Source organism: Flavobacterium sp. HJSW_4 (assembly GCF_042436695.1).
Lineage (GTDB): Bacteria > Bacteroidota > Bacteroidia > Flavobacteriales > Flavobacteriaceae > Flavobacterium.
This window is the reverse complement of record NZ_JBHNPP010000005.1, coordinates 214,012-231,545: the sequence shown is the minus strand read 5'-3', so window position 1 is coordinate 231,545 and position 17,534 is coordinate 214,012. Positions and strand designations below refer to the sequence as shown.

The 17,534-nt window shown below is 32.8% G+C and carries 14 protein-coding genes and 2 tRNA genes; 7 read left to right on the top strand and 9 right to left on the bottom strand.

Features of this window, described 5'->3' with window-relative positions; translation table 11 throughout:
- Positions 1–62 precede the first annotated feature (62 nt).
- Together ACE01P_RS07115 and ACE01P_RS07110 are read right to left on the bottom strand one after the other, a co-directional pair.
- Positions 63–923, bottom strand: a complete 861-nt coding sequence (locus tag ACE01P_RS07115) for a CPBP family intramembrane glutamic endopeptidase (RefSeq protein WP_379695698.1) — start codon at positions 921–923, stop codon at positions 63–65.
- Positions 924–1,001: 78 nt separating this feature from the next.
- Positions 1,002–1,796, bottom strand: coding sequence for a helix-turn-helix transcriptional regulator (locus tag ACE01P_RS07110; protein ID WP_379695696.1), 795 nt, complete (start codon positions 1,794–1,796; stop codon positions 1,002–1,004).
- A gap of 244 nt (positions 1,797–2,040) precedes the next feature.
- Between ACE01P_RS07110 and ACE01P_RS07105 the strand changes: the two genes are divergently transcribed.
- Entirely contained in the window at positions 2,041–3,237 is a 1,197-nt protein-coding gene (locus ACE01P_RS07105; protein ID WP_379695694.1) for an aminopeptidase C, read from the top strand.
- Positions 3,238–3,301: 64 nt separating this feature from the next.
- Here the strand turns inward: ACE01P_RS07105 and ACE01P_RS07100 are convergent, their stop codons facing one another.
- The 4 genes from ACE01P_RS07100 to ACE01P_RS07085 all read right to left on the bottom strand — a co-directional run bounded on the left by ACE01P_RS07100 (position 3,302) and on the right by ACE01P_RS07085 (position 7,453).
- Positions 3,302–5,164 (bottom strand): DUF3732 domain-containing protein, encoded by a 1,863-nt coding sequence (locus ACE01P_RS07100; protein WP_379695692.1) that lies wholly within the window; start codon positions 5,162–5,164, stop codon positions 3,302–3,304.
- A complete protein-coding gene (locus ACE01P_RS07095; protein ID WP_379695690.1) occupies positions 5,161–5,670 on the bottom strand; it encodes a three component ABC system middle component in 510 nt (169 codons plus the stop codon). The genes ACE01P_RS07100 and ACE01P_RS07095 overlap by 4 nt, the downstream gene beginning before the upstream one ends.
- Positions 5,627–6,838 carry a hypothetical protein gene (locus ACE01P_RS07090; protein ID WP_379695688.1) on the bottom strand — a complete coding sequence of 404 codons (1,212 nt, stop codon included), beginning with the start codon at positions 6,836–6,838 and terminating at the stop codon, positions 5,627–5,629. Before ACE01P_RS07090 ends, ACE01P_RS07095 begins: the two co-directional genes overlap by 44 nt.
- A 219-nt stretch (positions 6,839–7,057) precedes the next feature.
- On the bottom strand, positions 7,058–7,453 hold the full coding sequence (locus ACE01P_RS07085) for a helix-turn-helix domain-containing protein (RefSeq protein ID WP_379695686.1): 396 nt from the start codon (positions 7,451–7,453) through the stop codon (positions 7,058–7,060).
- A gap of 175 nt (positions 7,454–7,628) precedes the next feature.
- On the opposite strand from ACE01P_RS07085, the gene ACE01P_RS07080 reads away from it, so the two are divergent.
- Both ACE01P_RS07080 and ACE01P_RS07075 read left to right on the top strand, forming a co-directional pair.
- On the top strand, positions 7,629–7,907 hold the full coding sequence (locus tag ACE01P_RS07080) for a hypothetical protein (RefSeq protein WP_379695684.1): 279 nt from the start codon (positions 7,629–7,631) through the stop codon (positions 7,905–7,907).
- 117 nt (positions 7,908–8,024) lie between these two features.
- Positions 8,025–8,705 carry a hypothetical protein gene (locus ACE01P_RS07075; RefSeq protein WP_379695682.1) on the top strand — a complete coding sequence of 227 codons (681 nt, stop codon included), beginning with the start codon at positions 8,025–8,027 and terminating at the stop codon, positions 8,703–8,705.
- Positions 8,706–9,059: 354 nt separating this feature from the next.
- On the opposite strand, the gene ACE01P_RS07070 is transcribed toward ACE01P_RS07075, so the two are convergent.
- The 3 genes from ACE01P_RS07070 to rseP form a co-directional block, all read right to left on the bottom strand.
- Positions 9,060–9,133, bottom strand: a tRNA-Asn gene (locus tag ACE01P_RS07070).
- 38 nt (positions 9,134–9,171) lie between these two features.
- Positions 9,172–9,245: transfer RNA gene (locus tag ACE01P_RS07065), tRNA-Asn, on the bottom strand.
- Between the two features lie 84 nt (positions 9,246–9,329).
- Positions 9,330–10,673 carry an RIP metalloprotease RseP gene (rseP, locus tag ACE01P_RS07060; RefSeq protein ID WP_379695680.1) on the bottom strand — a complete coding sequence of 448 codons (1,344 nt, stop codon included), beginning with the start codon at positions 10,671–10,673 and terminating at the stop codon, positions 9,330–9,332.
- A gap of 201 nt (positions 10,674–10,874) precedes the next feature.
- Between rseP and ACE01P_RS07055 the strand changes: the two genes are divergently transcribed.
- From ACE01P_RS07055 to ACE01P_RS07040, 4 genes are all read left to right on the top strand, one after another.
- Positions 10,875–11,945, top strand: coding sequence for an NADH:flavin oxidoreductase/NADH oxidase (locus ACE01P_RS07055; RefSeq protein ID WP_379695678.1), 1,071 nt, complete (start codon positions 10,875–10,877; stop codon positions 11,943–11,945).
- Between the two features lie 104 nt (positions 11,946–12,049).
- Positions 12,050–13,093, top strand: coding sequence for a Gfo/Idh/MocA family oxidoreductase (locus tag ACE01P_RS07050; RefSeq protein WP_379695676.1), 1,044 nt, complete (start codon positions 12,050–12,052; stop codon positions 13,091–13,093).
- A gap of 201 nt (positions 13,094–13,294) precedes the next feature.
- A complete protein-coding gene (locus tag ACE01P_RS07045; protein WP_379695674.1) occupies positions 13,295–14,509 on the top strand; it encodes an MFS transporter in 1,215 nt (404 codons plus the stop codon).
- 199 nt (positions 14,510–14,708) lie between these two features.
- Positions 14,709–17,528, top strand: a complete 2,820-nt coding sequence (locus ACE01P_RS07040) for a TonB-dependent receptor domain-containing protein (protein WP_379695672.1) — start codon at positions 14,709–14,711, stop codon at positions 17,526–17,528.
- Positions 17,529–17,534 lie beyond the last annotated feature (6 nt).

Here is a 17,534-nt window from a genome sequence, read left to right as displayed (position 1 = left end):
GGTCTCAGTTTGAACTTTGTCAAAGTTTAAAACTTTGACAAAGTTGGGTATTGAGAAACTTTTTATTTCTTCCAATATGGTTTTATAATTTTATTTTGTCTGGCATTTAAAACTAACAAAATAACAGTTGCTATTAAACAAATTATAGTGGCTTGAATACTTCCTTCGGGACCAAATTCACCACCAGTTATAAATTCTGGTCCTTGTATTTTTGCTTCTAATAAACTGCTTGTTTTTTCATTTCCTGATGTGATTGCTCCGAAAATTCCAGATTGAGTAAAATTCCATGCAAAGTGCAAAGCGATTGGAAGCCATAAATTTCGGCTGTAAATAAAAGCAGCACCAAATAAAAATCCAGCCATAGTAATGCATAAGCTTGAAAGAATAGTACTGTGCGCATTGGCAAGATGTAAAATTCCAAACAAAAGACCTGAAATAAGAAGTGCAATGTAGCTTCCTAGTTTTTCTTCGATGATTCTAAAGATAATACCGCGAACCAATATTTCTTCGATAATTGCCACGGTAAACATGATAGCAAACGGAATCAGAATAAATGAAATTGGGTTTACAGCAACAACACTGTAGCTTCCGTTGAGGTAAATAACTAAAATCGTTAACGCTTGTAACGTAAAACCAATTAAAATTCCGAGAGCAGCATTTTTTAAAAATCCCTTTGCAGCAAACTCGGTAATGCTTCTTTTTTCAAATTTTTGAAAGAAAAAAATGTAGCTTAAAATGCAGGCAGAAGAAACAAGAAGTCCTTTTAGCAGATTTCTGAAACCTTTATCTAGAGGAGTTAGTGCTAATAATTTTGAGGCGATTTGCTGTCCAATTACAACAACTGCCATAAAAATAAGTAAAGCCAAAACAGCTTTAATTATGGATGAATTTGATATTTTTTGTTTGAAGGTAAGCGTTTCCATTTGAATTTGGTTTAAGTATTAATTTGAAGCAAATGTAGATTGCCCAAAAACCAAAAAATAGAATGAAATTTGCCTCGCTTATAATTTTTGAAATTGTTTTGGAAGAAATCCCGTCTGACTTTTAAAAGTTCTTATAAAATGGCTTTGATCTGAAAATCCGCATTGGAACGCTATTTCGGTTAAGTTTTCTGGGCTGGATTGTATTAGCGAAAGCGAACGGTTAATTTTAATTCGGCGCATATATTCGCCCAAAGTACAGCCAAAATATTTCGGAAAATGTTTAGAAATTGTAATCGGATTTAAATGTAAAACTTGCGCCAAATCATTCAAATTTGGGTTTTCGTTCCAACAATCATTCAACAATTCATTCAGGCTTTTAACCCAAAACGGACTTTTGTCAAATCGTTCCAAATGATCCGTAGAATTGGAAAGCTGCGAAAATAACATTCGAATATTATCATTAGAAAAAGAATCAGAAGATTGCGTTTCCTTAAAAATCTTCAAAATCAAAAACTTGGTATAAACGCTGTTCTGCACCGATTTTTCTAAAGCAGCTTCATTCATTTCAAGCTCTTTCAGCAGATTTTCTTCAATTTCGATATTAATATTTCTGGACGGAAAAAGCGTATTTTGGTTCAAATGCAGTTCATCACTATGGTAAAAAAGTAACGAACCTGGACCAACTGTTTCGCTAAAGTTTTTACGTTTTTCGGTTGTTCCTCCGTTTAGAAAAAGAGTAATATGGGCATTATTATGCGAATGCCAGCCTTCGTAAACCTTATTTTGGTATTCGGTTTCTACGACTGCAAGACCTTCTGTATGGAAGATATTTTTGGTATTGCCCAGATATTTTTCTTTTTCCAGTTCGTACATTTCCAAATTCTTGCGTGGCGTTTATAGACAACCAAAATACTATTTTATTTGCGAGCTAAAAATATAATCTGAATAGGATTCAAAATACACATTCACTTTTGCATATTTTGTAATCTTTTACATCTCAAAAGAAAGATTATGAAAAAATTAACCGCTAGAAAGCAATAAATTACAAAAAAATTAATTGTTTTGTAACAAATTAGAAACATTGAAGACTAATTTTGTTAAATCTTAAACATAAATTATGAATACATTTTCATTCAAATCAGTGTTTGCTGCTTCAGTATTTTTCGTTGGAACTGCAGGCTGTTTTGCGCAAGACATTTTAGTAAATTCACTTAAACTAAACGCTAGCGACAAAAGTAAAGAGAACTTCAAATTTACAGAAGTAATTAACTTAGGAACAACATCAGTTAAATCTCAAGGATCATCTGGAACTTGTTGGAGCTACTCAACAAACTCATTCTTAGAGTCAGAAATGATTCGTTTAGGAAAACAGCCAGTTGAGTTATCTCAAATTTATTCTGCAAGAAACGTATATGTTGAAAAAGGAGTAAACTATGTTCGTATGCACGGAGCAATTACTCTTGGAGACGGAGGAGCTCTGCACGATGTAATTAATATGTATAAAAAATACGGAACTGTACCAAGAGAAGTTTATACTGGATTAAATTACGGAACAGACAAAAACAAATTTGCTGAAATGGGTGCGCTTATGGAAAGTGTTCTTACAGCAGTGGTGAAAAACCCGAACGGAGAATTAACTCCAAACTGGCAAAAAGCTTACGCAGCTGTTATTGATTCTTACTTAGGAAAAGTGCCAGATAACTTTACTTACAAAGGAAAAAACTATACGCCGCAAACTTTTGCTAAAGAAGTAGTAGGAATTAACCCAGATGATTACGTAGAAATGTCATCTTTCACAAATGCTCCATACTACCAAAAAACAACGATGATGGTGCCAGACAACTGGTCATTGGATCAAGTTTACAACGTAAAAGTAAACGATATGACAGATGTTATCGACAATGCTCTTAAAAAAGGATACACTGTAGCTTGGGCAACAGATGTTAGTGAGAAAAGCTTTAGCTGGAAAAATGGTGTTGCTTACGTACCAAACAAAAAATTCGATGATATGACTGCAGAAGAAAAAGCAGACATGTTTAACGGACCAAAAGCAGAACCAGAAATTACTCCAGAAATGCGTCAAGCAGCGTTTGATAACTACACAACAACAGACGACCACGGAATGCACATTATTGGTTTAGCAAAAGACCAAACTGGAAAAGAATACTATATCGTAAAAAATTCTTGGGGAGAAACAAACGACTACAAAGGTTTCTTGTTTGTAACTAAGAACTTCGTAAAATATAAAACTACTGCATTACTAGTAAACAAAGGAGGAATTCCTGCTGAAATTGCTAAGAAATTAGGGGTTTAATTAACCTGAGGATTTTTAAAGAAAATAGAAAAGCGCCGTAATCTTTTGGATTGCGGCGCTTTTTTTAATTAAATGCTTCATTAGGAATTAAAGCATTGCCATCCCTAAATTCTTCAACTAGATGAAAATTATTTAATTGATTTTCTTCCCAGTAATCTTTAGAAGCATGTTCTAGCAAAATTATTTGAAAATCTTCATGATAATTTTTACTAATATTAGTAATAAAATCATTTAATAATTTAAAAGCATTCTGAAGTTTTTGTCTATCATCATCAATTTTTATATTTTCAGAATTCTTGCTTTCATAATAAGGTTGACTAGGCTGATCAATTATTAAAAATTGAGGAACAAAATTAATTTTTTGATTTATGAAATGTTCGTGTAATCCTAAGAATAAAAATAAATGTAAGAACATATAATTTGACTTACTTCCAATAGTTAAACTTATTGGTTCAGTTTCTTTTCTTACTTTTAGTGTTTTTGTTCTTACATCGAAATTAACTTTATAGTTTTTATAAACTCCCATCGAGTTAGAATTGTTATAATAATTTTGAATTATAGATTCTAAATCTGAAAGCAGAATTCTTCTTTTTTCTTCGGTATCTTTTATTTTCTCTTTAAGGGAATTTAAATCATCTTCGATTTCATCTGTATTTACTGATTCTTCTTCCATATCCCATTTGTTTTCATAAAAACTTAATTGAGATTTAACTTCTCCGATAAAAACATATTTATAAATTTCTTTACTAAAATCAATATTCTTGGATGCATACTTTGAAAGCTCTTCATCGATAAAATCAATTTGTTTTTTTAGTTCTTTTACCTCTGATTTAATGTTAGTAACCATTGTTACTTTATTAGAAATTGCATTCTTAATTTTATGTAATGATTCTTCTAATGATGATAAAAATGCAGTTAATTCTAATGTTGGAATAAGTTGATCAAAGTTTTCTGTAATATATTGGATCGGCTTTAGACTATCGTAATCTTTTTTTAAGTTTTCACGATATTGTTTATATTCATTTTCAAAACGTTCTAAATTCCTTAATTTTCTAAATAAACTTCTTTTTTTACTATTTAGCTCATCAACCTGCATCGAATTATTTGAATACTCTATTTCACGTCCTAATGAAGAAACAAGTCTGTTTAATTTTAGTAATGCATCTTCATTATTGAATAATCTCCTTTCAATTAAATCATAACTTTGGGCTTGAAGTAGCAATTCTTGTATTTTTTTTCCAAAAAGTAATTCTTCCTTGTCAAGCAGTTTTTTTCTTTTTTCTATTTTAGAGAGTTCTTTTTCTAATGAATTTATTTTTTCTTTAACCAATACATTCCCAACATCGTCCACTCCAATTGCTAAATAAAAAATTCTATCAAGTGCTTCTACATATTTGTCACGATCATATAAATCAAAATCAAAAAAAACATTTGTGTTTGCAATTGTATCTTCTGATAAAGTATTAAACAGTAAAAAATATCTATATGAGATTTTGCTGCCAGAAATTATATGTTTACCTCCATAGGGCATTTTAAAATTTTCGTCAATCCCAAACTCTCGCTCTAGAATTTTTTTTACTTGGATTATATCATTGTTATGCGTAGGAAAATCAGGGAGTATACCTGTGCCAGAAAAAAAGACTTCTTTTGAGCCGATTCCTCCTAATGGATGTTTTCGAGCAATAGAAAAATTTTTATTGTTTATGTTGAAATCAATACCATACCAAATTACATTTTCATTTATAGCTGTTTCTGCTATTCGTGCACTTGTAGATAATAAACAGTAATCAATAATTGCTAAGATACTTGTCTTTCCTGTTCCACTAGCTCCTGTTATTACATTTACTTTATTATTTTTAAATTCTAAAATTCTAGGCTCAGAATCATTTTTAAACCAAATTTTAATTTTATTAATTCTAAACTTCATAGTTCGATTTTTAATGTTAAGTAGAGTGAATTTTGATCATTTTGAGTTATAATTTCTATTAAATTGTCAATACCTTTCATTATTTTTTTTGCTCTATCACCAATATCGTGATTGCTTTTTCTTTTAAAATTCCCATTTGGGTTATAATAAATATATTCTCTATCTAATACTATTATCTCTAATTCATTAAGAATGGTTATTGAGTTTATGGAGAGAGGAAGAAAGTCTTTGTAACGTGAGTTGAAATTAGAAAGTAGTAATGGCTTTTTAATAATAAATTCTTCCAAACTTCTATTAATTGAATTATTATTTAATTGTCTTAATGTTTGTTCATGAAGTACGAAAGGAAGAATTAACATGAATTTTGGTATTGAAATCACTTTAACTTTTGCAATGAAGTAAGCTAAAGCAATTGTAGAAATTGCTTCATTGTTGTAAATAAATAGATTGTTTTTAGGAAAATTAATATCTTGATTCCCAATTGAGATGCCATCCGATTTGCTCATTATTTGCTAAATGATAAAAATGTCCATTACTTAATTCTAAAGATAAAGCTGTTTCATCAATTGATAAAATTGCTTTTCTGATTTCATCTAAGCACTCAAGTGCTTTATATTTAATTTCAAAATCTTCAACGCTTATTCCAGTATTGAGTTTCGTTTTAATTTCTCTAAACTTTTGTTTAAAAGAATTTTTCCATATTAATATTGACTGCTTATTAAAGTTTTCTATTTCATAATTAACAATATCTCCGTCTTCTTCCCATTTTTTTAAATTATTAATTAATTGAAACATTTGAATTGTATATTCAAGTATTTCATCCTTCTCACTAATATTTATATCACCGATGTCTAATAATTGAATTATAAATTTTTGATCTTCAATTTTAGTGGGAGCAATTATTTTAAAATCTCTAATAGGAAGTTTATTGGTTAATCCTTTTTTAAAGCATTTCCTAAATTTTGAAGCAAATTCTTCAAATGTTAGCGTTTTTTTATCGCCTTTTTTTACTTCTAGATAATCATTTAGTTTTAATTCAGAATATAAATCATTAAATACATCATCAACTCTTTCTTTAAAAAGAATCTTTTCTAAAATGCGTTCTTTAATTCTGTCAATTAAATTGTCTTCGTCTAATTTAAGATCAATTTGTTTTACGAAATCTTGTAATGTAGAATTATTTAGACTTTTGAATAGTTTTATGTAGCCATTAATAGTTGCGTCTTCTCCACTATCAATTAAACTTTGTAAATAAGTTTTAAACTCTTGTATAGTTAGGTCGCTATTAGCAGTTTTTCTAAGATTGGTAATAAAGGGATTTGCACTTGTAGCTTTGTTGGTTATTAATTGGAATTTGGTGTTATTAATGAATTTTTTTTTATCAGGATTTTCAGTAATAACTTTTGTCCAATTGCTAATTGTTTTCCATAAATCTTTATCTCGCTCAGTTAAGTTTATGTTAGATAAGTCTTTTTTTGTTTGAACTGTATGTTTTGTTTGAATAAGTATAAGACGACCGCCTTGTAAATCAATATGAATATCATCCTTAATCTCTATTCCAATTTTCTCGTTATGTCTCAAGTCTAAAATTAGATACATAAAATAGTAAAATTGATAATCAAAACCAATTGAAGTATCAGAAGCGGAGGTGGTTTCATATCTTGATTTTCCCATATCTTATTTTTTAACAAAAAAACATCCTTAATATTTCAAAGATATAAATAATCTATTGAGAATGTTAAAAAGGATTATTTTGTTAGATGCTAAGATAAAAGTGTATCTCGAATTAATTTTACGGTTTTCCATAATAAACCATACACAATTGAAATTAAACAAAAAAAGAGCCTCTTTTAAAAGAAGCTCTTTTTTATATATTTTTCAAAAACTAGAATTTTACTTCCCCTTCATCAACTTCTCCAAATACTCCACTTTATCCTTCTCAGCCTGAACCAAACGCTCATAAAGCTCTACAATTTTATCAAGAGGGTTGAAATTGCAGTTATGGTTTACAGTTGGTCCGCTATGAATAACAGAGCCTTCGTGGTTATTTTGAATGTTGTTTAGTACAACTTCATCACTATAATTTTTAATCGCATCAGCCGAAACACCCAAAGCCTCAGCAATGGCGTTTAGTTTTTCGTCGTCAACCGTTTCGCTTCCTTCAATATTAGAAACAGATTGTTGGCTCAAACCAATGGCAATGGCAAGTGCTTCTTGTTTCATTCCTCTAAGCTCTCTAATTCGGCTTATGTTTCTCCCGATATGTTTTGGTTTTGTTGCTGTGCTCATACTTCAAAGATATTAAAAATCCTTAAAAATTAGGACTATAGTAAATTACAATCTTTTGTTGGTGAAATACCATTTCTTGTATTTTGTCTTCAGGTATTCTATTGTTTATTTCGCGAAAGCAAAAATACAATTTTTCGTACAATAAATATTCAAAACCAAAACCATAATAAACGCCATGAAAACAGAAAACGAAAGCAACGAAAGTCAAAAGAAAGTAATAGAATCGGTAGCGAAATTGGTATCAGATATTTGTTTCGACGGAGAATTTAGGAACCATCCCGAATACTTAACCGAAATTTTCGAATATCTTCTAGAAGCAGAATTTGGAAACAGTCGCGAGTTACGACTTAAAATGCTAAGCTGTATTGGAATCAGTAAAATGTTGGCAAAAGCTTTAGAACCATTTTCAGACGAAGAAATACAAAAAGCCTGCGTTCAAATGATCCATTCCTAAAAAGCAGTACTTTATCGGTTTTCTAGGTCGTTGGCAGGAGAATAAAAGTTAAAGGGAAGAAAATGAGTAACTTTAATGTGAGTTTTTTAATTGGAGCATTAATTTTATTCAAAAATCATGAAAAAGTATGAAGCACTTATTGTTACACTTGCGTTCGTATTTTCTCTCAGTTGTTTTGCCCAGCACGCAAACAATGCCTCTGTTTCTCCGGAAACAGGAAAAACGACACTATTGACGGATAGTCTTTCTAACAATGATTTGGTCATTCAATCTTATTATGTAGAAGAGAGAATCAATAAGCTTTTTGGGGGTAGAATTATTACCTACCAAGTTTCAAAATTGGACATGGTCGACACATACGATCTTGGACCTAATAATACTAGAACAGTAATTCCTAATTACGTAAAAAGAAAACCTAAAGTAGCTCCAAATACAATAGAGACAAAAACAACTGTTTCAAGTTCGTCTGCCCCTGTAGAACCCGTTAAAGTCGAAATTACAGCTCCTGCTCCGACAACTTCAAAATATGTAACCGTTAATATGGTCGACACCTATGAAAAAGTGCTTGACAAAGGCTATAAATCTATCGATATGCTTAAAAAAGTAGCCGATCGGTTTTATTTTGAAGGAAATCTAAGCGCAGCGGTTGGTTATTACGCGAAATTATTTGAAGAAGCCAAAGATTTGGATGTCATATATTATTACAGATACGCTCAGTCCTTAAAAGCAATAAATGAAAATGAGAAAGCAAATACTTTAATGAAAAGGTTTAAAAGCGAGACTTTGTCTATGAAATAGGTTTTTCAAAGGTTCAAAGGGGCAGGGTTGCAAAGGGACAAAGGCTCAACTTTTTTAAGGGTAATTTGTTTGCGATTTCTCCCCATCGTTCGAAATGACAAACTTGCGAGCTTTGCGTAAATCTTAGCGCCTTTGCGGTTAAAAAAGCCGTCCTTAATATTGGAATTCGAAATTTCTAGATTTGGGATTTAAACAAAAAAAAGACGATCAATTTGATCGTCTTTTTTTTAAGCTCCCCCTCTTGTCCCGATAGCTATCGGGAGAACCAACCCCGAAAGCTTTCGGGGCTCTGATTAAAATGTCAATATGATATAAAAAAAATACCACTTACAATTGTAAGTGGTATTTAATAAGCTCCCCCTCTTGGGCTCGAACCAAGGACCCTCTGATTAACAGTCAGATGCTCTAACCAACTGAGCTAAGGAGGAATCACCTTAAAGGTAAATATGTTTGCTAAAAAAAGTTGCTCCCCCTCTTGGGCTCGAACCAAGGACCCTCTGATTAACAGTCAGATGCTCTAACCAACTGAGCTAAGGAGGAAGTTGTTGCTCTTTTTAGCGAGTGCAAATATAAAACTATTTTTTGTTTCTAAACAACATTTTCACTCTTTTTTTTTACTTTTTTTTACTTGCCGACAATCGCTTTGTAAATGTCGTTACCGTTAGCAAACAGTAGTAGTGAAATAAGTAAAACAAAACCAACCATTTGCGCATTCTCTAGGAATTTATCGCTTGGTTTTTTGCCACTAATTATTTCGTACAATAAAAACATCACGTGTCCACCATCAAGAGCCGGAATTGGCAATAAATTCATAACTCCAAGCATAATCGACAATAAAGCCGTGATTGACCAAAATACTTCCCAGCTCCAAGAACTTGGAAAAATGTTATAAATCGCAGCAAAACCACCTACTTGTTTGTAAGCTTTAGTTTCTGGATTAAAAATCATTTTCAATTGTTTTCCGTAACCTACTAATTGATCTTTCCCTTTTTCAAGACCAACCGGAATAGATTCGAAGAAACCGTATTCTTTTGTACTTATTTTATAGTATCCTAGTTTTTCTAATGATTTCATGTCTAAGCCACCAGAAGCAACACCAAGTCTACCTTCATTATTAACTTTTAAAGTAAGCGGTGTTTCTTTCAAATCACGTAAAACAATTGCAGAGATTGTTTTTCCTTTATTTGCTTCCAAAAAAGTTTTAGCTTCATCAAAATATTTAATCTTTTGTCCGTTAAGGGAAAGAATCAAATCTTTTGGTTTCAAATTTTGGTTTGGAGATTCTTTATCAACTTTTGCAATGGCAAAAGGTGTACGGATACCAACAAGAAGACCTTTTTCTGTTTTAGAAAGCTGATCAACAAAATCTGTTGGCATTGTAATCGTTTGCTGTTGTCCGTTTCTTTCAATCAAAACGTGTTTTGCCATGATCACATTCATGTTCATGTCACTGTCAAAATTTTCTACAGCTTTTCCATCAATAGAAATAATTTTGTCACCCGTTTTAAAACCAGCTTTCAGCATAGCAGGATTTTCAATTGCAACACCATCTTTTAAGTCAGCGTTAGCAATATAAGTATCTCCGTAAGCAAATGCCATACCTATATAGATAATAAAAGCTAGAATAAAGTTTACCGTAACACCGCCAAGCATAATAATTAAACGTTGCCAAGCTGGTTTAGTACGAAATTCCCAAGGCTGAGGAGGAAGAGCCATTTGCTCTTTATCCATACTTTCGTCAATCATTCCAGAAATTTTCACATAACCTCCAAGCGGAAGCCATCCGATACCGTATTCTGTTTCTCCGATTTTCTTTTTGAAAAGTGAATATTTAACATCAAAAAATAAATAAAATTTTTCGACTCTAGTTTTAAACAATTTAGCAGGGATAAAATGCCCTAATTCATGAAGAATAATAAGTAAAGATAAACTCAATAGAAATTGAGAGAGTTTGATAACTATATCCATTTTTTGTTTTTAATTCGTATTTAACGCACAAAAGTAGCGTTTTCTATTTTAATATAAGAGTGCAAGATAGTGTTTAAGGTTTTAAATGTTTGTTAATTAATAAACATTTCGATTTCTCTTTTTATCAAGATACTGTAACTTTACTTTTTGAACACTGCCTTACTCAATTGGTAGTAAAAAATCATTAAAAGTTACAAGTCTATGGCAACGAAATTATTTTCTCCGCTCACCATAAAAAAAATCACTTTAAAAAATAGAATCGCTATCTCGCCAATGTGCCAGTATTCTGCCGTTGACGGATTTGCAAACGATTGGCATCTCGTTCACTTAGGAAGTCGTGCAACAGGCGGTGCCGGACTAATTATTCAGGAAGCAACTGCAGTTTCTCCAGAAGCTAGAATTTCTCCTTCCGATCTTGGAATTTGGAAAGACGAACATATCGAAAAACTAAAACAAATCAATGCTTTTATTGTTTCTCAGAATTCAATTCCTGGAATTCAGTTGGCTCATGCTGGTCGAAAAGCAAGCGTTTCTTCTCCTTGGTTGGGAAATAAAAAATTAGATTTTGCTCAAGGCGGATGGCAAACTGTTGCGCCAAGTGCGATTCCGTATCACGAAGGAGAACCATTTCTACCTGAAGCTTTAGATAAAAACGGAATTCAAAAAGTAATTTCCGATTTCAAAACCGCTACAAAAAGAGTGGTCGAAGCAGGATATCAAGTGGTAGAAATTCACGCTGCTCACGGTTATTTATTGCATCAATTTTTATCGCCTTTAACGAATGTGAGAACAGACGAATACGGAGGAAGTTTTGAAAATAGAATTCGTTTTACCTTAGAAATTGTAGAAGCAGTACAATCAGAATGGCCTTCAGATTTGCCATTAATTGTTAGAATTTCAGCAACCGATTGGGCAGAAAATGGTTGGAATCCAGAAGAATCTGTTCAGCTTTCTAAAATATTAAAAGAAAAAGGAGTAGATTTAATCGATGTTTCGTCAGGCGGATTGGTTTCGCATCAAAAAATAACATTAGGACCAGGTTATCAGGTTCCTTTTGCAGAAAAAGTAAAACAAGAAGCCAACATCGCAACAGGTGCAGTCGGATTAATTACGGAAGCAAAACAAGCAGAAGAAATTTTAAATTTGGATCAAGCCGATTTAATTTTATTCGCCAGAGAATCTCTAAGAAATCCGAACTTGCCTTTAGATTTCGCGAAAGCATTAAAGGACGATATTCAATGGCCAAAACAATACGAAAGAGCTAAACTTTAAAATGTTTTTGCCACGAATTGGACGAATTTCCACGAATTAAAAATTTTATAAGTAGCGATTTGTGTTAATTGGTGCAATTCGTGGCAAACAAAAAAACTATACCAATGCAAAAGATAAAAACAGCATTATTATCATACGGAATGTCGGGAAAAGTTTTTCACGCTCCGTTTTTAGATATTCACGAAGGATTTGAATTATTAGGTTCTTGGGAAAGAAGCAAAAAATTAATTCAAGAAGATTATCCATACGTAAAAAGTTACGCTTCGCTGGACGAATTATTAAGCGACGATGTCGACTTAGTAATTGTAAATACGCCAGTTGGAACGCATTATGAATATGCTAAAAAAGTCCTTTTAGCAGGAAAACATGCTGTGGTCGAAAAAGCGTTTACTACAACTGCTGCCGAAGCAAAAGAATTGGCTAAAATTGCCAAAGAAAAAGATTTAAAATTGGCTGTTTTTCAAAATAGAAGATGGGATAGCGATTTTAAAACCATAAAAAAAGTAATTAATGACGGAGTTTTAGGAGATTTAGTAGAAGCAGAATTTCATTTTGACCGCTACAATCCTTTATTAAGCCCGAAAGCGCATAAAGAAACTGCCAACGACGGAGCGGGAGTTCTAAAAGATTTAGGCCCTCATATTATTGATCAAGCTGTAAGTTTGTTCGGTTGTCCGAAAGCTGTTTTTGGAGATATTCGCGTAACCAGAGAAAATTCTGTTGTAGACGATTGGATCGATTTAACTTTGTTTTATTCTAATTTCAGAGTACGTCTAAAAGCTGGTTTTTTTGTGCGCGAAGCCAATCCTGCATATGTTTTACACGGAAAAAAAGGTTCTTTCTTAAAACCAAGAGGAGATGTTCAAGAGGATGATTTAAAAGCGAGCAAGAAACCAAATTTAGATTCTTGGGGAACAGAAGACGAAAGTCTTGAAGGACTTTTGCATACCGAAATTGACGGTAAAATTGTGAGAGAAAAAATTCCGACGCTTCAAGGCAATTATTTCAGTTTCTTCGATGGCGTTTACGATTCGATTGCAAACAATAAAAAAGAACCCGTTACAGCAGATGAAGGCGTAAAAGTAATGCAGATTATTGAAGCTGCGATTGCGAGTAATGCACAGCAAAAAGTAATAGGCATACAATAAGTAGAGACGCACAATAGTGCGTCTTTTTTTTGGCTTCAATTCTAAAAGTAAAGTCGAAATGTTGTAATTTTAGTAAGATGAATTCAACGGAAAACCTGTGAATTTATAAACAATAACGTTATATATTGTGTATAACCTTAAGCTTTATGCACTTTAACGAGCGTTTTTAGTATTTTTGACCACATTCCAATAAAATTCAATATGCTGATAAACATTAATCCATTATCGCTTTTTCAGACCAAAGCCAAAATCAAGAAAGTATTTAGAGAAGCAAAAGCTTCATATTTAAACCGAATTCGTTTTGCCGTTGGAATGTTTTATTTCGGAATGGGTTTGAGTTTTGCTACGTGGGCGAGTAGAATTCCAGATATCAAAACGGCTTTACATTTAACCGAAGGCGATTTAGGATCTATACTTTTTGCGCTTCCGGTTGGACAGCTAATTGTTATGCCCTTTTCAGGAAAAATGGTAACCAAATTTGGTAGTCATCGCATTTTGGTTTTCTCTTTAATAATGTATGTTTTGTGCTTAATCAATTTAGGATTGGCAACAACATCATTACAATTATCACTAGGATTATTTTTGTTTGGTGTCTTCGGAAATCTTGCCAATATTGCCGTAAATACGCAAGGCGTTTATACCGAAGTTTTATTCAAAAAAACAATCATGTCTTCTTTTCACGGAATGTGGAGTTTTGCTGGATTCACTGGCGCATTGGTAGGTTTAGGAATGCTGACTTTAGATTTGAGTCCGTTGCATCATTTTATAATTGTGGCTGGAATTGTTTTAGTAATGGTGGCATTTAACTTTAAATTTTTGGTTAGAGCCAAAGAAAAATCAAAACCAAAACCAGAAGGTAAAAAACTATTTGTAAAACCAGATACCGCTTTGCTTTGGTTGGGAGTAATCGGATTTTGCAGTATGGCGAGTGAAGGTGTAATGTTCGATTGGAGCGGAGTTTACTTTAAAGATATTGTAAAAGCGCCAGGACCATTGGTAGTTTTAGGTTATACTTCTTTCATGATTATGATGGCAAGCGGAAGATTTTTAGGCGACGGATTAATCAATAAATTTGGACGTGAACGCGTTATGCAGATTAGCGGTGTCATGATTTCAGCCGGACTTTTTACAGCTGTTTTTCTTCCTTATATTATTCCGTGTACTATTGCATTTATGTTTGTAGGACTTGGCGTTGCAACGATCGTTCCTACTGTTTATAGTATTGCAGGGAAAAATCCAACAGTGCCTGCGGGAGAAGCTTTAACGATTGTTTCTAGCGTGAGTTTCTTAGGTTTCTTAATGGGACCTCCAGTAATTGGACATATTGCACAAAGTTTCGGATTACAGTTTTCTTTTGCCTTTATCGGAATTTTCGGTGTTCTAATTGCCTTTATGGTTTCTAAAATTAGAGCTTAGTATTAACTCTATTTTTGATTAACATTTATTAAAAACAAATAAATTTGTAAGAATTTATTTGTTTTTTAAATATTTTGTCTACATTTGAATTCAGCAATAGCTTGAGTTTTTAAACGCTCTTTTTCCAAAAACCAATTTTATCTTTTGAATAAAGGATTTCTATCCTAAGATTATTTTTCAAAGTAAATTGGATTTTTTAATGGTAAAAAAATACGCAGTCTTTTTTATTGTATGGTTTTTTAATTTTGCTTTTTCGCAGAAGGAAATTAGGGTAACAGGAATTGTTATCGATGCTAGAACGCAAAATCCGCTAGAAAATGTAGTGGTGACGATACAAAATACGGCTGTCATGCAGCTCACATCAAAAACAGGGAAATTTGAACTTCAGATATTTCCCCAAAAAGAGAAACTTCTTTTACTGAAAAGTCAAGGGTATAAAGATTTCCTTTTAAAAGTTCAGTCCAATTCAGGGCAAAATATAGATCTCGGTATTTTACAATTAGAAGATACTTATTCAGATGAGGCTCCAGCGGCATTGATTACGTTGTCAGATAATGATTTTTCTGATGACAATAGTTCGTCCGAAATGACATCAGGTCTTTTACAATCTTCAAAAGATGCTTTTATGCAGGCTTCTGCATTCAATTGGGGGCAAGCTCGATTTCGTGTTCGTGGTTTAGATAGCGAAAATGGGACAGTTATGCTTAACGGAATGACGATGAATAAAATCTATGACGGCAGACCGCAATGGGGCAATTGGGGAGGTTTAAACAATGTACTTCGCAATCAGGAATTCTCAGTTGGAACATCGGTTTCCGATTACACTTTTGGAGGTATTTTAGGTACGCAGCAGATTTTTACTCGTGCATCTTTATATCGAAAAGGAGGATCGCTTACGTTTTCTGGAAGCAATACTACTTATTTATGGCGAGCAGTCGGAACTTATGCTTCTGGAATGAATGCTTCAGGATGGGCTTTTGTGGTTTCAGCAGGAAAACGTTGGACTGATGAAGGTTATTTTGAAGGAACAGATTTCAATGGCAATTCTTTTTTTCTTAGTGTGGAAAAGAAATTAAGTAGCAGACACTCAATTAATTTTACGGGATTTTATACACCAAATTCGCACGGAAAGAATTCAGCCAATACCAGCGAAGTTGCTGAGCTAAAGGATGAAAAATACAACTCCTATTGGGGATTTCAGAATGGTGAAAAACGAAATGCAAGAGTAAAAAATGTAGAGGAGCCGCTGTTTATGCTAAATCATTATTTTAAAATTGATAATAAAACCAATCTGAATTCGGCGGTAATGTATCAGTTTGGAAAAGTAGGAAACAGTACGATTGATTATCAAAATGGCGATAGTCCCGATCCAGTTTATTACAAAAAAATGCCAAGTTATTTTACTTCGCTTTACGCGAAAGATCAAGGTGAATTTTCGGGGGCATTTACTCCAGATTATGAAAATGCAGAAAAAAGTAAAATGGCTTTTTTGACAAATTCGCAGATAAATTGGGATGAAATGTATTTTGCTAATCAGAAGCTTGGAGCCAATGGTTATGAGCCTGCACAAAGCCACTATGTACTTTATGAAGACCGAACAGATGATCGAACTTTTGCCTTAAATTCAAATTTAAATACACAGATTACACCAAATATTTCCTTTGATGGCGGATTTACTTTTAAGAAATTAAAATCGCATAATTTTCAATATTTATTGGATCTTCTTGGTGGAGAATATTTTGAAGATATTGATCCGTTTTACAAAGGAAATCTTTCTCAATCAGATTTGCAGCATCCAAATCGTCAAGTCAGGAAAGGAGATATTTACGGATATAATTATAATTTATTGGCGAACACTTTAGATGTTTTTGCTCAGTTTAAGTTTAGCTACAATAAAACAGAATTCTTCTTAGCGCAGTCTTACACAATGTCAGACTATCAAAGAGAAGGATTATATCAAAACGGACTTTATCCAACGACTTCTTTAGGAAAAAGCGATAAAGTAAATTTTGAGAATTTTGGTTTCAAAGGCGGATTCACGTATAAAATTTCAGGAAAGCAGCTGCTGTTTTTCAACGCTGCACATTTTACCAGAGCACCTTCGCTTAGAAATACTTTTTCGAATGCACGCTTAAATAATAGCATTGTTAATGGTATTGAAAGTGAGAATATCAGCAGTGCTGAAGCCAATTATGTTTACCGATCTTCAAAACTCAAGTTGCGTTTAACAGCTTACTATTCTACAATAAAAAATACTTCAAAAACGTCTTATTTCTATGCTGAGGGAATTTTCGACAAAGGTTCTGAATATAATCCTACAAACGCATTTGTCAGTCAGGCTTTGACAAAATTGGATAAGAAAAATACAGGCGCAGAATTAAGTTTTGAGTATCAAATTTCATCAACACTAAAAGCAAATTTATCAGCAGCATTTGGAAATTATGTATATAGCAGTAATCCAAATGTGATGATTACAAACGATGCCAACAGGGCAAAAGAAGGAGCTCAAACCACTTTTGATTTTGGGCCCGCTTTTTTAAAGAATTATAAACAGCCGGGAACTCCACAGCAAGCATATTCGTTTGGACTAGAATATCGTGATCCAAAGTTTTGGTGGGTGGGCGTGAATGTTAATTATCTGTCAGATAGTTATATTGATGTTTCCCCAATTTCTCGAACTTCTCAATTTTACATCAATCCAGTTAATAGCTTTCCTTTTTCAGAGGCAACTGCCGAAAGAGGAAATGAATTATTAAAACAAGAAAAATTTAAGAGCATTAGATTGCTGAATCTTAGCGGAGGCAAATCTTGGCGTATTCATAAAAAATACATCGGGCTTTTTGCCAGCGTCAATAATGTCTTGAATTTAATGTATAAAACAGGCGGTTTTGAGCAGGCAAGAAATGCCAATTTTAGAGCCTTAAATCAAGATATGTCTAGTGGAACACCATCTTTTGGCCCACACTATTATTACGGTTATGGGCGAACTTATTTTCTAAATCTTACAATCGGTTTATAAACTGAA

Bases quoted from the DNA above. Each gene is read 5' to 3' on its own strand.
- ACE01P_RS07115 (WP_379695698.1), bottom strand. From the start codon at position 923: ATGGAAACGCTTACCTTCAAACAAAAAATATCAAATTCATCCATAATT.
- ACE01P_RS07110 (WP_379695696.1), bottom strand. From the start codon at position 1,796: ATGTACGAACTGGAAAAAGAAAAATATCTGGGCAATACCAAAAATATC.
- ACE01P_RS07105 (WP_379695694.1), top strand. From the start codon at position 2,041: ATGAATACATTTTCATTCAAATCAGTGTTTGCTGCTTCAGTATTTTTC.
- ACE01P_RS07100 (WP_379695692.1), bottom strand. From the start codon at position 5,164: ATGAAGTTTAGAATTAATAAAATTAAAATTTGGTTTAAAAATGATTCT.
- ACE01P_RS07095 (WP_379695690.1), bottom strand. From the start codon at position 5,670: ATGAGCAAATCGGATGGCATCTCAATTGGGAATCAAGATATTAATTTT.
- ACE01P_RS07090 (WP_379695688.1), bottom strand. From the start codon at position 6,838: ATGGGAAAATCAAGATATGAAACCACCTCCGCTTCTGATACTTCAATT.
- ACE01P_RS07085 (WP_379695686.1), bottom strand. From the start codon at position 7,453: ATGAGCACAGCAACAAAACCAAAACATATCGGGAGAAACATAAGCCGA.
- ACE01P_RS07080 (WP_379695684.1), top strand. From the start codon at position 7,629: ATGAAAACAGAAAACGAAAGCAACGAAAGTCAAAAGAAAGTAATAGAA.
- ACE01P_RS07075 (WP_379695682.1), top strand. From the start codon at position 8,025: ATGAAAAAGTATGAAGCACTTATTGTTACACTTGCGTTCGTATTTTCT.
- rseP (WP_379695680.1), bottom strand. From the start codon at position 10,673: ATGGATATAGTTATCAAACTCTCTCAATTTCTATTGAGTTTATCTTTA.
- ACE01P_RS07055 (WP_379695678.1), top strand. From the start codon at position 10,875: ATGGCAACGAAATTATTTTCTCCGCTCACCATAAAAAAAATCACTTTA.
- ACE01P_RS07050 (WP_379695676.1), top strand. From the start codon at position 12,050: ATGCAAAAGATAAAAACAGCATTATTATCATACGGAATGTCGGGAAAA.
- ACE01P_RS07045 (WP_379695674.1), top strand. From the start codon at position 13,295: ATGCTGATAAACATTAATCCATTATCGCTTTTTCAGACCAAAGCCAAA.
- ACE01P_RS07040 (WP_379695672.1), top strand. From the start codon at position 14,709: ATGGTAAAAAAATACGCAGTCTTTTTTATTGTATGGTTTTTTAATTTT.